This is a genomic window from Desulfuromonas acetoxidans DSM 684 (assembly GCF_000167355.1).
Classification (GTDB): Bacteria; Desulfobacterota; Desulfuromonadia; order Desulfuromonadales; family Desulfuromonadaceae; genus Desulfuromonas; species Desulfuromonas acetoxidans.
In genome coordinates this window covers 1-17,351 of sequence record NZ_AAEW02000032.1, presented here as the reverse complement: position 1 = coordinate 17,351, position 17,351 = coordinate 1, and the positions used below count along the sequence as shown (strand labels likewise).

The 17,351-nt window shown below is 49.0% G+C and carries 14 protein-coding genes and 2 tRNA genes; 15 read left to right on the top strand and 1 reads right to left on the bottom strand.

Going from position 1 to position 17,351, the window contains the following annotated elements; genetic code table 11:
* Positions 1 to 42: 42 nt before the first annotated feature.
* The 14 genes from iorA (at position 43) to DACE_RS15845 (ending at position 14,601) form a co-directional block, all read left to right on the top strand.
* A complete protein-coding gene (gene iorA, locus DACE_RS15910) occupies positions 43 to 1,809 on the top strand; it encodes an indolepyruvate ferredoxin oxidoreductase subunit alpha (RefSeq protein ID WP_006002985.1) in 1,767 nt (588 codons plus the stop codon).
* Positions 1,802 to 2,380 carry an indolepyruvate oxidoreductase subunit beta gene (locus DACE_RS15905; protein ID WP_006002983.1) on the top strand — a complete coding sequence of 193 codons (579 nt, stop codon included), beginning with the start codon at positions 1,802 to 1,804 and terminating at the stop codon, positions 2,378 to 2,380. The genes iorA and DACE_RS15905 overlap by 8 nt, the downstream gene beginning before the upstream one ends.
* A 28-nt stretch (positions 2,381 to 2,408) precedes the next feature.
* Positions 2,409 to 3,710: a phenylacetate--CoA ligase family protein gene (locus DACE_RS15900; protein WP_006002981.1), complete on the top strand. Its 1,302-nt coding sequence runs from the start codon at positions 2,409 to 2,411 to the stop codon at positions 3,708 to 3,710.
* Between the two features lie 28 nt (positions 3,711 to 3,738).
* Positions 3,739 to 4,170: an ACT domain-containing protein gene (locus tag DACE_RS15895; RefSeq protein WP_006002978.1), complete on the top strand. Its 432-nt coding sequence runs from the start codon at positions 3,739 to 3,741 to the stop codon at positions 4,168 to 4,170.
* Positions 4,171 to 4,182: 12 nt separating this feature from the next.
* The gene (locus DACE_RS15890; protein WP_006002977.1) at positions 4,183 to 5,511 is read left to right on the top strand and encodes a phenylacetate--CoA ligase family protein; all 1,329 of its coding nucleotides are present in this window, start codon (positions 4,183 to 4,185) and stop codon (positions 5,509 to 5,511) included.
* A gap of 68 nt (positions 5,512 to 5,579) precedes the next feature.
* Positions 5,580 to 5,656, top strand: a tRNA-Pro gene (locus DACE_RS15885).
* Between the two features lie 360 nt (positions 5,657 to 6,016).
* Entirely contained in the window at positions 6,017 to 6,385 is a 369-nt protein-coding gene (locus tag DACE_RS15880; protein ID WP_006002975.1) for a response regulator transcription factor, read from the top strand.
* Entirely contained in the window at positions 6,385 to 6,912 is a 528-nt protein-coding gene (locus DACE_RS15875; RefSeq protein ID WP_006002973.1) for a hypothetical protein, read from the top strand. The genes DACE_RS15880 and DACE_RS15875 overlap by 1 nt, the downstream gene beginning before the upstream one ends.
* A 48-nt stretch (positions 6,913 to 6,960) precedes the next feature.
* Positions 6,961 to 7,842, top strand: coding sequence for a c-type heme family protein (locus DACE_RS15870; protein WP_006002971.1), 882 nt, complete (start codon positions 6,961 to 6,963; stop codon positions 7,840 to 7,842).
* A gap of 36 nt (positions 7,843 to 7,878) precedes the next feature.
* Positions 7,879 to 9,204, top strand: coding sequence for a response regulator (locus DACE_RS17650; protein WP_006002969.1), 1,326 nt, complete (start codon positions 7,879 to 7,881; stop codon positions 9,202 to 9,204).
* A 109-nt stretch (positions 9,205 to 9,313) separates the two neighbouring features.
* On the top strand, positions 9,314 to 10,135 hold the full coding sequence (locus DACE_RS17645) for a chemotaxis protein CheW (protein WP_006002967.1): 822 nt from the start codon (positions 9,314 to 9,316) through the stop codon (positions 10,133 to 10,135).
* Entirely contained in the window at positions 10,136 to 12,385 is a 2,250-nt protein-coding gene (locus DACE_RS15855) for a hybrid sensor histidine kinase/response regulator (protein ID WP_006002965.1), read from the top strand.
* A gap of 41 nt (positions 12,386 to 12,426) precedes the next feature.
* On the top strand, positions 12,427 to 14,250 hold the full coding sequence (locus DACE_RS15850; RefSeq protein ID WP_006002962.1) for a methyl-accepting chemotaxis protein: 1,824 nt from the start codon (positions 12,427 to 12,429) through the stop codon (positions 14,248 to 14,250).
* Between the two features lie 30 nt (positions 14,251 to 14,280).
* On the top strand, positions 14,281 to 14,601 hold the full coding sequence (locus DACE_RS15845) for a c-type cytochrome (protein ID WP_006002959.1): 321 nt from the start codon (positions 14,281 to 14,283) through the stop codon (positions 14,599 to 14,601).
* A 515-nt stretch (positions 14,602 to 15,116) separates the two neighbouring features.
* Here DACE_RS15845 and DACE_RS15840 read toward each other — a convergent pair.
* On the bottom strand, positions 15,117 to 16,979 hold the full coding sequence (locus DACE_RS15840; RefSeq protein WP_006002957.1) for an AMP-dependent synthetase/ligase: 1,863 nt from the start codon (positions 16,977 to 16,979) through the stop codon (positions 15,117 to 15,119).
* Between the two features lie 229 nt (positions 16,980 to 17,208).
* On the opposite strand from DACE_RS15840, the gene DACE_RS15835 reads away from it, so the two are divergent.
* Positions 17,209 to 17,284: transfer RNA gene (locus tag DACE_RS15835), tRNA-Val, on the top strand.
* Positions 17,285 to 17,351: the final 67 nt, after the last annotated feature.

Genomic DNA, 17,351 nt, shown 5'->3' with positions numbered 1-17,351 from the left:
CGTTGTGATCGAAATGATCGAACGCTTGAGTGAGAGGACAGCATGAGTAAAGAAATTTTATCTGGAAATGAAGCGATCGCCCGCGGGGCGTTTGAAGCCGGGGTCAAGGTGGCGGTGGCCTATCCGGGAACACCAAGTACCGAGATTCTGGAAAATACAGCCCATTACCCCTCCATAGATTCGTCCTGGGCACCGAACGAAAAGGTGGCCCTGGAAGTGGGGATCGGTTCCTGTTTTGGTGGGGCGCGCAGCCTGGTGACCATGAAGCATGTTGGGGTCAATGTGGCGGCTGATCCGCTGTTTACCTTGTCGTATACCGGTGTGCGCGGTGGTCTGGTACTTGTCGTGGCCGATGACCCTGAACTGCATTCATCTCAGGATGAGCAGGATAGCCGTCATTATGCCCGTGCTGCAAAAGTTCCGATGTTTGAACCGTCGGACAGCCAGGAAGCGCTCGATTATACGCGATTGGCCTTTGAAGCCAGTGAGCAGTTTGATACGCCAATGTTCCTGCGCACCACAACTCGTATCTCTCATTCCAAGTCCATTGTTGAAACGGGTGAGCCGGTAACGGGTCTGCCTGAACCGAGCCTTGAGCGTAATCCGCCCAAGCTTGTCATGTTGCCGGGCAACGCACGCAAGCGTCACGTGTTTGTTGAACAGCGGTTGCGGGACATGGCGGAATGGTCATGCAGTCAGGCGTTCAATCGTGTTGAAGAGCGTAGCAGCGACGTTGGTGTGATCACTGCCGGTATTGCCTATCAATATGCTCGTGAGGTGTTGCCCGATGCCTCAGTGCTCAAATTGGGTTTGGTTTATCCGTTGCCGACCCAACTGATCAAGGACTTTGCCAGTCGCTTTAAAACCCTGTATGTGATCGAAGAACTCGAACCGTTTCTCGAAGAGCAAATTCGTGCATTGGGAATTGACGTCATCGGTAAAGATCGTCTGCCCATTTGCGGTGAACTGACCCCGGGACGGGTACGCGAGTCTTTACTGACGGAAAAGCTGCAACCGGCTTATGAAACAAGTGTTGAACTGCCTAACCGGCCACCGAACATGTGTCCGGGGTGTCCGCACCGGGGTGTTTTTTATGCTTTGAACCGCCTTAAAGCGTTTGTTACCGGTGATATCGGTTGTTATACACTGGGCTTTATGCCGCCGTTGTCGGCCATGGACACCTGTGTCTGTATGGGCGCCAGTGTGGGTAATGCTTCCGGTCTGAATAAAGTTCTGAGCGGTCCGGACAAGCAGAAGGTTGTTGGTGTTATTGGTGATTCCACCTTCCTGCACACCGGCATCAACGGTTTGATGGACATGGTGTACAATGGTTCGACCGCGACACTGATCATTCTCGATAACCGTATTACCGCCATGACCGGTCGTCAGGAGAATCCGGCTTCCGGCTTTACGCTGGCGGGTGATCCCAGTGCCCGGGTGGATCTGGAGCAACTGTGTCGCAGTGTTGGTATTCGTTCGGTGCGTAAAGTCAATCCGTGGAACCTGGAAGAGACCCGTCAGGTGATCAAGGAAGAGATGGAACGCGAAGAACCCTCGGTTGTGATCACAGAAGCGCCTTGCATTCTGATCAAGCGTGATGTCGGTCAGCGTAAACCACCTTTGGTGATTGATCCGGATAAATGTACCGGCTGTAAAGCCTGTCTGAAAATCGGTTGTCCGGCGATTGAATGGCAGCCCGATGCCGGGGAACGTGGTAAAGCCTATGTTAACCAACTGTTGTGTGTTGGTTGCGGGATCTGTGATCAGTTGTGTAAGTTTGATGCCTATAGCGAGGTGACCAATGACTAAGGTAACCAATATTCTGTTGGCTGGTGTTGGTGGTCAGGGAACTCTGCTGGCCAGCGAGGTGTTGTCTGAAGTGTTGATGCTGGCAGGCTACGATGTCAAGAAGAATGAGATCCACGGCATGTCCCAGCGCGGTGGTAGTGTTTCTTCACATGTCCGGTTTGGAGAAAAGGTTTATTCGCCGATTATTCCGGAAGGAGAGACCGATATCCTGTTTGGATTTGAACTGCTGGAGACTTACCGTAACCTGCCGTTATTGAAAAAAGGCGGTGCGGTGATCACCAATAACCTGAAGGTGATGCCACCCTCGGTGGCGACCGGACAGGAACGTTATCCGGAAGGGCTTGAAGACCTGATTTGCCAACAGGTTGAAAAGTCTCTGGTCGTTGACGGCCTGGCTTTGGCCATGGCGGCCGGTAATCCGCGTACGGTTAATATTGCTTTACTTGGTGCTTTGTCGACAAAAATTGATGTGGCGCTGGATTTGTGGGAACAGGCGTTGCGCAAGATGGTTCCGGAAAAGTTTCTTGAGGAAAACCTGCGGGCGTTTGAGCTCGGTCGTCAGGCCGCCTGAATATAGACGTTAAATAAAGAGGTGACGCATGATCTGGAATGAAGATTTTGAGACATTACCGCGCGAGGCGATTGAAGCCCTGCAGTTGACTCGCTTGAAACAGACGGTTGAACGGGTTTATGCCATGGTGCCGTTTTATCGCGACAGTTTCAATAAGGCGGGCATCACTCCTGCGGATATCCGTTCTCTGGATGATTTGCAACATCTTCCGTTTACTCTCAAACAGGACATGCGCGACAACTACCCCTATGGTTTGTTTGCCGTGCCCCTGGACCAGATCGTGCGTATTCATGCATCCTCAGGCACCACCGGCAAGCCTACGGTGGTTGGATACACCAAGCGGGATATCGACACTTGGTCGGAGCTGATGGCTCGCTCCTTCATGGCCTCCGGCGCCAGTCGTGGTGATGTGATTCATAACGCCTACGGTTATGGCCTGTTTACCGGTGGTCTTGGTGCCCATTATGGGGCGGAACGCCTTGGTGCCTCGGTCATTCCCATGTCGGGAGGCAACACCAAGAAGCAGATCATGATCATGCAGGACTTTGGTTCGTCGGTGATCACCTGTACGCCATCTTACAGCCTGTATCTGGCCGAAGCGTTGGCTGACGAAGGGATTGATATCGCTGATTTGAAGTTGCGTGTCGGTATCCTCGGTGCTGAGCCGTGGAGTGAATCGATGCGAGGCGAAATTGAGGAGAAACTCGGTATCAAGGCCATCGATATTTATGGCCTGTCAGAGATTATGGGGCCAGGTGTCGGTATTGAATGTATTGAAGCTCAGCATGGCCTGCATATCTGGGAAGACCACTTCATTCCGGAAATCATTGATCCGGTCAGCGGTAAGGTTCTGCCTTATGGTGAAAAGGGTGAGTTGGTGCTGACGACCATCACCAAAGAGGGGATTCCACTGATCCGTTACCGGACACGTGATATCACCCGAATTATTTCTGAGCCTTGTATTTGCGGTCGTACCCATCTACGGATAGAGCGGCTCAGCGGCCGCAGCGACGATATGTTGATCATCCGTGGCGTCAATGTCTTCCCGTCGCAGATCGAAAGTGTTTTGTGCCGCATTGAAGGTGTGGCACCGCACTACCAGCTGATTGTTGATCGCGAGGAAAATTTGGATAGTCTTGAAGTGCAAGTGGAGGTCAATGAGCAGACCTTCTCCGATGAAGTGAAGCAGATGCAGGAACTCAGTGCCGTGATTCGCAAGGACATTAAAGATCTGCTCGGCATTACCTGTAAAGTACGCTTGGTTGAGCCTAAGACCATTGCCCGCAGCGAAGGTAAAGCCCAGCGGGTTATTGATCGTCGTCAGGGCTAATCTGTAATCCTGTTGAGGGAGAGTGCCAATGAAAGTAGAACAGATTTCCATTTTTATTGAGAACAAATCGGGTCGTTTGGCGGAAGTTACCCAGGCTTTGGGTGATAGTGGCGTGAATATTCGTGCTCTGTCTCTGGCGGACACTTCTGATTTTGGTATTTTACGACTCATCGTTGATAAAACGGATGTGGCTAAGCAGGCGTTGAAGGAGAAGGGCTTTACCGTCAATAAGACCGCTGTAGTCGCGGTTGAAGTGCCTGATCGGCCGACGGGGCTGGCTGGCATTCTCAAGGTGCTTGATAAGGGCGGTGTCAATGTTGAGTACATGTACGCCTTTGTTGAACGTTGTGGTGAAAATGCCGTGATCATTTTCCGCTTTGATGATCCGGAGGCCGCGATTACCGTTTTGACTGAAAATGGCGTGCGTGTTCTTGAAGGAGACCGCGTCTACACCATGTAATTGGACAGGATAATGCCCCTTACTGTAATGAAAAAAACAACTCAGATATGGGATCGCGAGCATGAATGTATGTCGCGTGATGAATTAGAGGCGCTGCAACTGCAACGACTGCAGCAGACTCTTGAGCGGGTCAACAGCCATGTTCCCTGTTATCAAAACAAGTTTGCCGCCCTGGGCTTGAATGTCTCGGACGTGCGCAGCTTGGAAGATCTTGCGAAATTGCCGTTTACCACCAAGGAGGATTTGCGGCTCAATTATCCCTACGGCATGTTTGCCGTGCCGATGCGCGAGGTGGTGCGGATTCACTCATCCTCGGGCACGACGGGTAAGCCGACAGTGGTTGGTTACACCCGCAACGATCTGAACACCTGGACCAATCTGGCGGCACGATTCATGACCGCTGCTGGAGTGACCCCGGATGACATTGTTCACATTGCCTTCGGCTATGGCTTGTTTACCGGAGCCTTTGGGCTGCATTACGGTGCCGAAGAGATCGGTGCCTCGGTGATTCCCATCTCCAGCGGTAATACCGATAAGCAGATCATGATCATGCAGGATTATCAGTCCAGTGCCTTGGTGTGTACGCCGTCCTATGCTCTAACTCTGGCTGACCGGATGGAGAAACAGGGTATTGATCCTCACCGCCTCTCCCTTAAGGTTGGACTGTTCGGTGGTGAGCCGTGGAGTGAGGAGATGCGCCGTGAAATCGAGAAGCGGCTGGGCGTTATCGCAACGGATAACTATGGTCTTTCTGAAGTGATGGGGCCGGGCGTTGCCGGTGAATGTCAGCATCAATGCGGTATGCACATCTTTGAAGATCATTTTATTGCAGAAATCATCAATCCGGAAACCGGCGAAGTGCTGCCGCGCGGCGCTGTCGGCGAACTGGTTCTAACCAGTATCACCAAAGAAGCGTTTCCGATTATCCGTTATCGCACACGGGACATCACACAGTTATCATATGAAGCCTGTGCCTGTGGTCGTACCCACGTGCGTATGGCAAAAACCATGGGACGCTCGGATGATATGCTGATCATCAAGGGTGTTAACGTCTTCCCGACTCAGATCGAAGAAGTGTTGTTCCAGGTCGATGGCTGTGAGCCACATTACCAGCTGGTTGTTGATCGTGTCGGCACCATGGATACGCTGGAAGTGCAGGTGGAAGTCAACGAGCGAATTTTCTTTGATGAGATGCGAAAGCAGCGGGCGTTTGTCGAGCAATTAGAGAAACGATTGTTGTCGATGCTCGGAGTGGGAGCTAAAGTGAAACTGGTTGAACCGTCGAGCATGCCGCGTCATGAGGGTAAGGCCAATCGTGTTATTGACCGGCGCGGTGTCTGATAGAAAAAATCGAATAATTTCTCTTGACTTGACCAGCCAAATACTGGACAATCCGCATCGTTATTTGTCGGGGCGTAGCGCAGCCTGGTAGCGCACATGCATGGGGTGCATGGGGTCGGAGGTTCAAATCCTCTCGCCCCGACCAAACACGACGACTGAGCACTCAGGATATCTCCTGAGTGCTTTTTTGTTTTAACCTGTTTCATTCGGGACAGGGTTTTCTTGGTTTCCTTCTTTGTCCATCCAACCTGTTTGATTTATAGAAAAAACGCAAAACTTCAATGGTGAAATGTGTTAGTCTATTCGCCGTAATGAGTCCGTGATATCGCGATAATCAGAGCTGTCAGGGCTTTTTTTTCGCCATTGTTCTACAGGTATTTGTTCAACGTTGTTGATTCTATGAGTTTTTTTATTTAATTAATCTTTATGTGTGAGTTGGTCTGTTCTTTGCTTCCAAAGCCTAGTGGAGTAAGGAAAACCACGCTACCGATCTAGGGAGATATTTATGGCTAAAATTCTTGTTGCTGATGATAGTAAAACTGAAATGGCTTTTTTGCTCGATGCGCTTAAAGGTACCGGGCACTCCATTGTGACTGCTGTTGACGGGAAAGAAGCAGAAGAGAAGGCAATGGCCGAGCCGTTCGATCTTATTATTCTCGATGTGATCATGCCAAATAAAAACGGTTTTCAAGTATGCCGGTCTTTGAAAAAAAATCCAAAATTCAAAGATATTCCAATTATTCTGACAACGTCCAAGTCTGGTGAGAGCGACAAGTTCTGGGGGAAAAAACAAGGTGCTGATGAATACATCACCAAACCTTATGAGCCTGTTGAAATCCTGCTCGCAGTCAAAAAATATCTGGGAGGCGCCTAGTGGATCTGGCTTCGGTCTTCAGAAAGTATGCCGCTGAGGGTACCGGCCAACTTGCCTTAAAATTTGCCGATACGGCCCATCTGTGCAAAATTTCCATTGAAAATGGTGAGGCGGTTTATATCAAACTTGGAACCCTGTCTCCAGAGGAAACCTTGGTCGAGATCGCTGGTAAAGAGTTGATTGAAGCCAATTTTATCAAGGGGTTTTCTCCTCGCAAGCGGCTGGATTTACCGATTACTGCTCAACTTGTCGGTGAAGAGAGCGGTGATGTTTCCGGTAACGTTTCCAGTGAAGCACGTCACATTGTCACCAGTTCTATTCCGGGTGATGTTGTGTTGCGCTTGATGAACGATTATATCGATATTGTTGGACCTCTTGGGGTCGTCATCGTTGAGAAATTCATCAAAACGACCGGATATGTTCGTGGTGAAGCCATTGACGCCACAATTTATACCGCACTTCTAGAGCAGTTACTGGTTGATATCCCCGAGTCGATGCGTGAGGAATTTCAATCAAAGCATTCTTGAATTTGAATTTTAAGCTGTTGTGACAGTTGCAACTTTTGGGAGGGAACTATGCTGAAGAATATGTCCATTCGTAAGCGTGTTGTTGTCATGCTTGCTATTGTCTATCTGGTTTCGCTTGTCCTGGCGATTGCCGGTGGCGCTTACGTGCTACGAAAAGATGCGATCCGTGAAGCCCAGGAAAAAACGGATCTGTTTGCTGCGGTTATGTCCAGCTCTGCTCGTTATTTGCATAACGTGATCCGTCCCAAAGCCGAAGAGTTGGTTCCCGAAGACGCCTATTTTCCTGAAAGTGGAGTTGGCGTGTTGATGCTTACCGAGGTTGCCCGCTATATTCAGGAAGAATATCCCGAGTACATCTTCCGTTTTGCCTCGCCCAATCCTCTCAATCCTGAAAGTCTTGCCAGTGAATTGGAAGAGAACGTCATTATGGGCTTTGAAGATGGCGAGTACTCCGAGTGGAAAGGTTTTGCCGACCGTGACGGAACCAGTTTTTATGCTGTTGCCAAGCCGCTGATTGCTGGTTCCGACTGTATCTCCTGCCACGATGTTCCTGAGGTGGCTCATCCGAGTCAGGTCGAGAAATACGGTTCCCATTCCGGTTACGGTTATCTTGAAGGGGATGTTGTTGGCGCACGCTTTATCTACGTACCTTTGGAAGCGGTTCGTGATCAGGCGATTACCCGTATCGGCTATTTTTCTGCCGCTTTCAGTATTTTCTTCCTCCTGGTTCTATTTGCCGTCGACCGTTTCATTGTCGGCAGCGTTGTTCGTCCCATCGAACATATCGTTGATGTTTCTGAAGATATCAGTCGCGGAAAACTCGATCGCGAGTTTGAAGTTAAAACCAATGATGAGATTAAACTTCTTGCCGATGCCTTTGATCGGATGAAGGTATCTTTGGCTAAAGCGATGGATATTCTTCGTCAGTAAATTTTTCTACGATTTCAGAAGCAAGGAGCGACAAATATGTCTGTTGAAGATAAAAAAACAATTCTCGTCGTCGATGATTCTCCCACGGTTCGTCGTCTGGTCGAGCTGGTCCTTACGCAAAACGGTTATGAAGTTTTGAGTGCCGAGGATGGCGAAAAAGGCTTGGAAATGGCAAGGCAACACCTGCCTTCCGTGGTGCTGGTCGATTTTGTCATGCCGAAGATGAATGGGCATATGTTCTGCAAAATGTTGCGGGAGGATGACAATCTCAAAGATGTTCCCGTTATTCTGATTTCATCGAAAAGTGAGGTTGTCGGCCACGCATTTGAAGCCAGCTTTGGCATCGTACATTACTTTACCAAGCCGTTTGAGCCAGAAGATCTGGTGGCTAAGATTCGAGAAGTCAGTGCTGAAGCCAGCGGTGAGACTGTCGTTGAAGAGAGGGTTGAACCGGCAGCCGAGTCGGCATCAACGCAGGCTGGTTCGCCGAGTGGACTCAGTGGTTCGTCGGAAGATATTGATAAATTACTGGATTCTCTCAATGACCGTTTTGATAAGGTGGTCAGGCGTTATTTCCAGAAAGATTTTCCGGTTCTGATGAAAAATGTGATGTCTGACACCCTGAAAGAGACAGGTCTGATTAAGCATCAGACGCTGATTCTTTCCGGTGATCTGACACGCATGGAGCTTCCGGAGCTGTTGACGTTCTGCGCCAATACGCGTCAAAGTGGTCGGTTGTCGATCTTCTCCAATGACACCTTTGCCGAAATCTTTATTGATAACGGAAAGTTTGTTTTTGCGACGGCCAGTCAGAAGGGAAAACACTGCTTTTTGACCGATCTGATCTGCCAGGATAACCGCTTCAGTTGTGACACGCTGGCACTACAGCGTGTTGTTGAGGAGGCACGTCAAAATAACCAGCCCATTGGTCGGGCTCTGGTTGAGAAAGAGCTGATCAGTGAAGAAGATCTGATGTATTACCTGCGTCAGCACGCTCAAGATGCTCTGAATACGGCGATTAATACCCATAGTGGCAATTTTTTCCTCGAAAAGGACGACCTGCCTTTCAATCTTGAAGATATCAGTTTCCGCATCCCTATGTATCAGGTGCTTCTCGAAGGTATCCGAGAGCGATTCTTGCGCAATGAATTCACTAAAGATGAACTTGTTGTGACCCGTCTGCCTCTATGTATTGAAGCGTCTCAGGAAGGGTTGCTCAGTGAAGATGAGCAGTCATTGACCTTACTTCTGGATGGAACGAAAACTCTGGGGCAGGTCTGTGAAGAGAGTACGCTTGATGACGAGGCGGTGCGCAAATGCTGCCAGGTTTTGTATCAGGCCGGATTAGCTTCAGCGCGATAGGACCCGATGGACGTTTTTTAAGCAAGAAGATCTCGCCGTTTCTTGCAATGATCCATGAGGCTCCCAGCAAGAGGCTCAACGGATGTGCTCATATAAATGAGGGTTTTTGATGTCTGATTATCAGGATAGTTTGCTGCCAATTTTTATAGAGGAAACTGAAGAGGGATTGGCGCTTATCCATAAATTACTGTCTGCCTGGGAGGATGATGCCATTGATGCTGACATCCTTGAAGAAGCCCGGCGGGCGGCTCATACCATTAAAGGAACGGCCGGGCTGGTTAAACGTACCCGCTCCAGTGATACCGCAAAATGCCTGGAAAACTTTCTTGATCATTTTAATGATTCGGGATTGTCGCTGAGTGACTCCGACGTACAACAGGTGCGTCAGTGGTATGAAAAACTTCAAGAATTGCTTGATTGTGCCAAAAGAGGAGCGCCGGAACCGGAAGAGCAGGAGTTCGGTGAGTTCACCGAAGGGGCAGATAACCTGATTGAAGATCAGGGCAGTGATCTAATTAATGATTTTGCTCTGCCCTTCATGATGAAGCTGCATCAGGCCACTGAAGATGAGCAGGAGGCTGTTAAGCCGGTCTGTTGCCGTTTTTATCTTGGTGGTCGTCAGTATTTTATCGCGGTTGAACATGTTCTGGAAATTTCAGAATCCCTGCCGATCACCTATCTTCCTTATGGACCCAACTATATTGTCGGTTTGATCAATCAGCGCGGCAACGTGATTCCAGTGATTGATCTGTCGGCCCTGGAACAGCGTGACGTGGTATTGCCGAAAAACTTCTTTCTGGTGATTGCCGGTCAGGAGAGTGATCAAGTCGCATTTATCAGCGATACGTTGCCAAACCTGAACCTTAAAACTGCCGGCCATGAAATTGATGTTGTTGCATTTATTGATGAACACCGTGTGAAGGTTTCATAGATGGCTATTTCTGAGTCTGCAAAAAGTATTTTTTTCGAAGAAGCTGACGAGCATTTAACGATTCTTGAATCGGGTTTGCTCGAGATGGAACAGCGTGGAGCCCAACAAGTCGAGGCTTCTCTGGTGGATAAGCTGTTCCGTTCTGCACACACGCTCAAAGGAGCTTCCGCTCTTCTGAAATTCAATTCTATAAGCGAAATTTCTCACGAACTGGAAAACTTGCTGGAAAATTTCAAGGCCGGCAGCATTGTTCCTTCCGATCTGTTGCTCGATGCGATGCTGGCATCTCTCGACAGCATGCGCAACCTGCTGCAGATAACTCATTTGCCTGATTACCGTGAGACTGCGGCAGCTTCTGCCGAAAGAGCATGCCGGTCCCTGCAGGCCGCTCAGGCCGGTGACTATGAAGAAGTTGCTATTGCTGAATTGGAGGAGGCTCCGGCGCAGCAATTAAGCAACAGCGTCAAAGTCGGTGTTGATAAGATTGATCAGATGATGAATCTTCTTGGTGAAATGACCATCACCAAGACTCACCTGCTTGAACAGCTCGGTTCTGTTGAAGCCATGAAAGAGGAGATCGATTTTGCGCGGGAGCGACTGTTGCGTGAAGTTACAGCCTTTTCAGAACGGTACGAGTACACCAATCCTGAAGAGAAAGGCGATGAGGGCAGCTCCGAGTCAACCATCTCTGATTTCGATGAACTTGAGTTTGACCGATATGATGAATTAAATCTGTTCTCTCGCAAGTTGCAAGAGATCAGTAATGACATCAATGAAGCGGTCATCTCAATTCGGAGCTTTTTCGGTCAGGTTAGTGTCGATGTAGAAGCTATTGACCGGATGACTTCAGAGATGAAAGAGCGTATTTCAGAAATTCGCACTTTGCCGGTCGATCATCTTTATCAGCGTTTTCGTCGCTCAATGCGCAATCTCTCCAAAGATAATAATAAGCAAGTGGATCTTGTGCTCGAGGGGGGGGATACCCGCTTGGGACGAACGATCATCGATGGCCTGTTTGATCCTCTTCTGCATGTTTTACGCAATGCCGTTGCTCATGGTCTGGAATCCCCTGAGGAACGCAAATCGCTCGGCAAGCCGATCACGGGAACCATCAAAATCGCTACACGTCGCAGTGGTTCAACCGCCACCATTACCATTTCGGATGATGGTCGGGGAATTCAGGTGGAAAAAGTCCGTTCTAAAGCGATTCGACTGGGATGGATCACGGAAGAGGACAAACTTGATCGCAAGGATCTGATTGACCTGATTTTCCGTCCCGGTTTCAGTACCAAGGAGGAAGCGGACGACACGTCCGGTCGTGGCGTGGGAATGGACGTTGTTCTTGATCGTCTATCGGCGTTGAACGGAACCGTTGATGTGCGTACGACTGCGGGAGAGGGGACGGAGTTTGTGCTGCAGATTCCGCTGTCGCTGATCATTATCAATGTTATTCAGTTCCGCCTTGGTAATCAGTTTTTTATCCTGCCCTCTGCATTGATTGAGGAGATTCAGGAAGTTACCAGTCTCGAGATTGTTGATAACCGGGCCGTTCGTCAGGATGAAAATTATCAGGTTGTTGACCTCAACCAGCGCTTCAGTATTCCTGTTACGGATGCGTCACGACAAAGTGTCTTATTTGTTCGCACCTTGGGTTCACGTTTGGGCCTGATGGTTGAAGAGATCATCAGTCAGGAAGACACCGTTATCCGACCTTTCGGGGCCATGCTGGCGGAAATGCCGTGTTTTTCCGGAACCAGTGTTTCCGGTGGTGGTGATGTGCGGCTGGCAATTAACCCGACGCGATTGTCGCAGGTGCTTGAAAGCGCTCAACCCATTGACGTTCCTGAGCCCGTCGAAGGTGCCGGAGCGAAATCAGCATCAGCGCGTGTCCTGGTGGTCGACGATTCACTAAGTATTCGTAAATATGCCTCAATGATTCTTGAAGCCAACGGCGTCGAGGTCTTGTTGGCAACCAATGGACATGAAGCGCTTGAGGTCCTTGAGGATGAGAAGGTCGATATGATTCTGACTGACCTCGAAATGCCGGTTATGCATGGCTATGAGTTGCTCAGTGAACTCAATCGTCGTGAAAATCTGCGCATGATACCAACGGTTGTCATCACATCGCGTTCTGGTGGTCATCATCAGGAAAAAGCTTTTAAATTAGGTGCTTCAGACTATCTTGTTAAACCATTCGACGAAGAATCTTTGATTCGCATGATTCGCGAATATACTCTTTGTTCGATTTAAGGTTGTGTTGTTTTTGATTTCAAAAGGGAGGCCGTTTCATTATGGCGAAAACTGCTGCTAAGCCACTGACGATTAAAAAGATTACGGGTCGAAGTATCACTTCGTTGTCCTTTCTGGTCGTGTTGGTCCTGGCGATGAGTGTGGGTGTGTACTATTACCTGACCAGCCAGGCTAAGATCCAGACAGATGATAATATCGCCCAGCTGTCCTTGACCGATGAGCTGACACGTGGTTTTTCACGCCTGCAGGTTCTAGAAGGAAATATGACTCTGGCCGCCCTCAAAGGAGATACGGACGAGTTTGATAAGCGCTCAGAAGCGGTGCTTGATCATCTTATGGCCTTGCAGGACCTGATTGATCGGTTGGAAGCCTATGCGGAAACGCAACGTCTTGAATTTCAGCGCATGACGGAGACTCTGATTGTTATTTTCTCCGAAGTTTCCGTTGATCTCGAAGAGGGGATGGTGCAATTGGAGGAGGGGGCTTCAGTGCAAAGCCTTGCTCCAATGTATGCGCGCTATAATCAGAATGTGCGTGAACTGGATGATGATGTTTCCCAGCTGCGTAAAATGATCATCAAACAGATTCGACTCAAGCACCAACTCAAGAATCAGGACCGCATCTATTACGGTGGTGCTGTAGCGTCCTTGTTGCTGTTGCTGTTGTTCATCATGTTGTCTACCCATTGGAATAACCGGATGGTTCTTTCTCTGCGTGAATTGCGCAACAGTATTGAGCGCATTAACTTGGGAGACTTCTCTGAAATTGACATTAAGCCCAAAGATGAGATTGCGGCAACGGCTTTGATGTTTAACCAGACCTTAGAGCAGTACAAAGACGCCATCATTGCCGATTCCGAACGTGAGTCCACGCAGCTCAATCTGATCAACTTCCTAGAGGTTGTTAGTGAAGCTGCTGACGGTGACTTGTCGCTCAAAGCTCCGGTTACGGCAGATGCTTTCGGCTCAATTGCTGATGCCTATAACCTGATGATCGAAAGTTTGTCGGACCTGCTTCAAGATACACGTCAGAATGCGCAGGACGTAGGAAAGCAGACCAAGAACCTGATTCAAATCTTCTCTGAAATGGAGATGGGTGCAGATACGCAGTCCGATCAGGTTGAAAAAGCTATCGAGGCGGTACGGAGTTCAGCCCTCGCTGCGAAGGATATTTCTGAAAAAGCTTCTCAGGCGCAAGACACCTCAAATCAGGTGGACGTTGTTACCGCACGCGGTAGTAATTTGGTTACTGATAACATCGAAGGGATGCAGTTGATTCGAGTCACCGTACAGGTGATCAACAAGAAGATGAAATCGCTTTCCGAGCGCCTGTTGGAGATCGGTACAATCTCCCAGTTGATTTCTGAAATTGCGACACGAACCACTATTCTGGCAATGAACGCGTCCATTGAGGCCTCTCGTGCCGGTGAGCAGGGTCGAGGCTTTTTGGTTATCTCCGATGAGATTAAACGGCTGGCCGATAAATCGGCTGAAGCGACCAAACAGATCAATGGTGTTATCAAATCAATCCAGACAGAGGCTGGTGAGGTTACGGCGTCACTGGAAGAGGAAACAAAGACTGTTGAGGTTCAGACACGACTTGCCCAGGATACCGGTGAGGCTTTCCACGCGATTCAGGAAGCGATTCAACAATCAAAAGGTGTGGTTACCGAAATTTCAACGTTATCGTCAAAGCAGCTTGAGATGACAAATAACGTTGAGCAATCCATGGAAAAAGTGTCTGAAATTTCAGAGTTAACATTGAAACAGGTTAAAGATTCTGCAGCCATTACGACAGGTCTGACTGAGCAGTCAACTGTATTGCTCAGCTCTGTTGATACCTTCCGCCTGGCTGAGGATGAGTAACTTTCCCCCACACTTCGCAAGGAGTCCGATATGAAAAAAACTCTGTTCGTTACACTGTGTATCTTTTGTCTGGTTGCTTTTTCCAGTTCCGCTTTTGCGGCAAAGGGCTGGCGCGCCGGTAAAAAAACGTACAAATCGGTCTGTATGAGTTGCCACAAGCGCGGCGGTGAGGCCCAGCGGCTTAAACTGAACCAGTGGAGCAAAGCGAAGTGGACTAAGTATTTTGCCGAAGAGAAAAAGGGCAAGCATGCGGACCCTTGGGGCCAGTTAACTGATGAGGAAAAAGATAACCTCCTGAAATACTTCCATAAGTATGCTAAGGACGACCATACTCGTCTCGGTTGTGGGTAAAAGAATCCGCGCTGCATAGATCGTTTTTTCAGCCCCGCAATTTATTGCGGGGCTTTTTTGTGTCAATCACTCCTCTGGACGCAATATGTGGATTTACATATTGTGAGAACGCCTGTTTATTTCCTTAAACCTTTTTCTGGAGTTATGACGTAAGAAATGTGAATTGGGTTGGGAGTGGAGGTGTTAGCCGGTTTGTACGGGGTGCGAGGGAAACCGTTTTTAAAGGTAACTGTAAAGAATGCCACAGCTGAAGTGGTGCTGGCGGGCGTTGAAAATAAGTGACTATAGTCAGAGTTTTGAATAGAATGTGTTAAGAACCCGATGAATGAACTGCATCAGCAGAAGTTGGATACTCTTTCGAGTGGGAATAAGGCAGCCTTACTGGAGTATTTCTTCAAATATGCCAATGGCAAGACAGCTGAGCAAAAGATGAAACTGGGCTGCTAGCATGAATGTTCAGCAGTGGCAGTTGAACCTGTGTATAAAAAAAGCTCCCGCAGATGGGAGCTTTTTTTTTATTCGGTTGCTGAAATATCGGCCTCAACCACAAATCGTTTAATTTTGCGAGTGGTTGTTTTTGGGAATTCATCTTCACGCAGGGTGAATCGTTTAACGCGTTTGTAATCGGCAAGTTGTTTGCCTATTTTAAGAACTTCATCGCGAATCAAGCCTTCAACGGCTTTATGTTCCAGGGGGTAGAGACCCTGTTCTTGGGCATAACTGTCAATCACTTCCTGGTCCGGATAAATTTGAGCATGGACTTCTTCAGCCGTTGGGCTGACTTTGTGCCCATAGATCATGACTTCCTGAATAAACGGGCTATTAAGAAGTTCGTTCTCAATCTCCTCGGGGTAAACATTTTTGCCGTTCGGTGTGACAATCAAATTTTTAACCCGGCCACAGATGCTTAGATAGCCATCGGAATCAATTTTGCCCATATCACCGGTATGGTACCAGCCGTCGACAAGGACTTCGTTGGTTGCGTCGGTATTTTTGTAATAACCCTTCATGACATTGGGCCCTTTGCAGAGGATCTCGCCGATACCTTCGTCGTTGGGATTGGCAATTTTAACCTGAACCGATGGCAGAGGACGACCAACGGTTCCAAGACGCATTTTCCCGGGTTGTTCTGCTGTGATAACCGGTGAGGTTTCGGTGATGCCATAGCCTTGGTAGATTAGGATATCCAGCTCTTTGAACTGGGCGGCGACGGCAGGGTCAAGTGCTGCTCCACCGCTGACGAAAATTGTTCCGGCACCGAGGGTTTCGCGAACTTTCTTAGCCACGACAGTGCGGGTCAACGGTAGAGAGTACAGTGCTTTGGACACCTTTTTGCTGTTGATCCCTTTCATAATGCGGTCAAGGAAAATCCGATAAACGGCTGGCACGCCCAGTAGGAAGGTGGGTTTGACCTCGGCGAGGTTTTCTCCGAGTTTCTTCAACGATTCGGCGAAAGAGATGGTTCCTCCCAGCGTTAGGGGCAACAGGATGCCACACACTTGTTCAAACACATGGTTGATCGGTAAAAACGACAACGTATGGATGCGCTGGTCCAGTTGAAAATGGGGAATCAGATCCTTGACGTTGGACGTGATGTTGCCATGACTGAGGATTGCGCCCTTGGAGCGCCCTGTGGTGCCGGAGGTGTAAAGAATTACTGCCGTATCGTCGGCAGTGATGGGTGTCGGCTCAATGGTACTGTTCTTAATCAGCTGGTCATAGTTGAGCAGGACCCCCTTTTTCAGGGCGTCTTTCATCTGGTTGGCACTCGGTGAAAACAGGTCGGGAGCTTCACTGTTGCTGGGTGCCGGAGACGCTGAGGTGAGGAGCTGGTGGGTTTTGTTGGCCAGCTGTTCCAGCTTCTCCGCTTGCTCGCGAGGTATGTTCAACGTGTTGACCAGTGAGTGCCATTCAGTGATCAGATCGCCGATGATTGCAAACGTTTCTGAGGCCGGTCCGCGCTGATTCAGCGTATTGTCCATCACAACAATGTGTTGCAGATCGGTCAGGTTCTTACGAAGTTCAAGCAGGTCTTCAACGTAACTCTCTACGGTGAAAACAACATTGACCTCGCTGTCGATAAGAACATGTCTGAGCTCGTTCTGCTTGAGTTCCTTATCGATGGGGATGACGACACAGCCCTGTTTAAGAACACCGAGATACGTGGTGATCCAGCACATGGAAGAGGGCGCCAACAGCGCTATGTGACTGTTCTGAGCGATGCCCAGTTGATTCAGGCCGGCAGCGACCTTGTCGGATTCTCGCCAAAGGTCGGCGTAGGTGATGCTTTGCCAGCGTTTATTTTTTTTTTCACGCAGTGCGGTTGCGTTGGGATGTTTCTGACAACTGGATTGGATTAGTTCAATGATTGTACTCACGTGGACCTCGGAAAAGTCAGCTTTGCCATGGTGTTAACAGCGGTGTTAACAAGATGTTTACAACGCGCAAGTCTATCTGTCGCACCCTGGTTTTAGCAAGAAAAATGTTAACTTCGCCGTTTGTTGGTCAATTGTGCTATGCTGTTGAAATCAGTTGATGCAATTACGCAAGAAAAGGGCTTGACATTGTCGAGACGTTCTTGTAAAACTTGCCTCCGTTACAGCTCGCAGGCACGTAGCTCAGTGGGAGAGCACCACCTTGACACGGTGGGGGTCGGCGGTTCCATCCCGCCCCGTGCCTACCATAAAACCATAAAGCTTGTTTACAGAGACGAAAAGGCATCCCCGCGGATTGCCTTTTTTGCGTATATG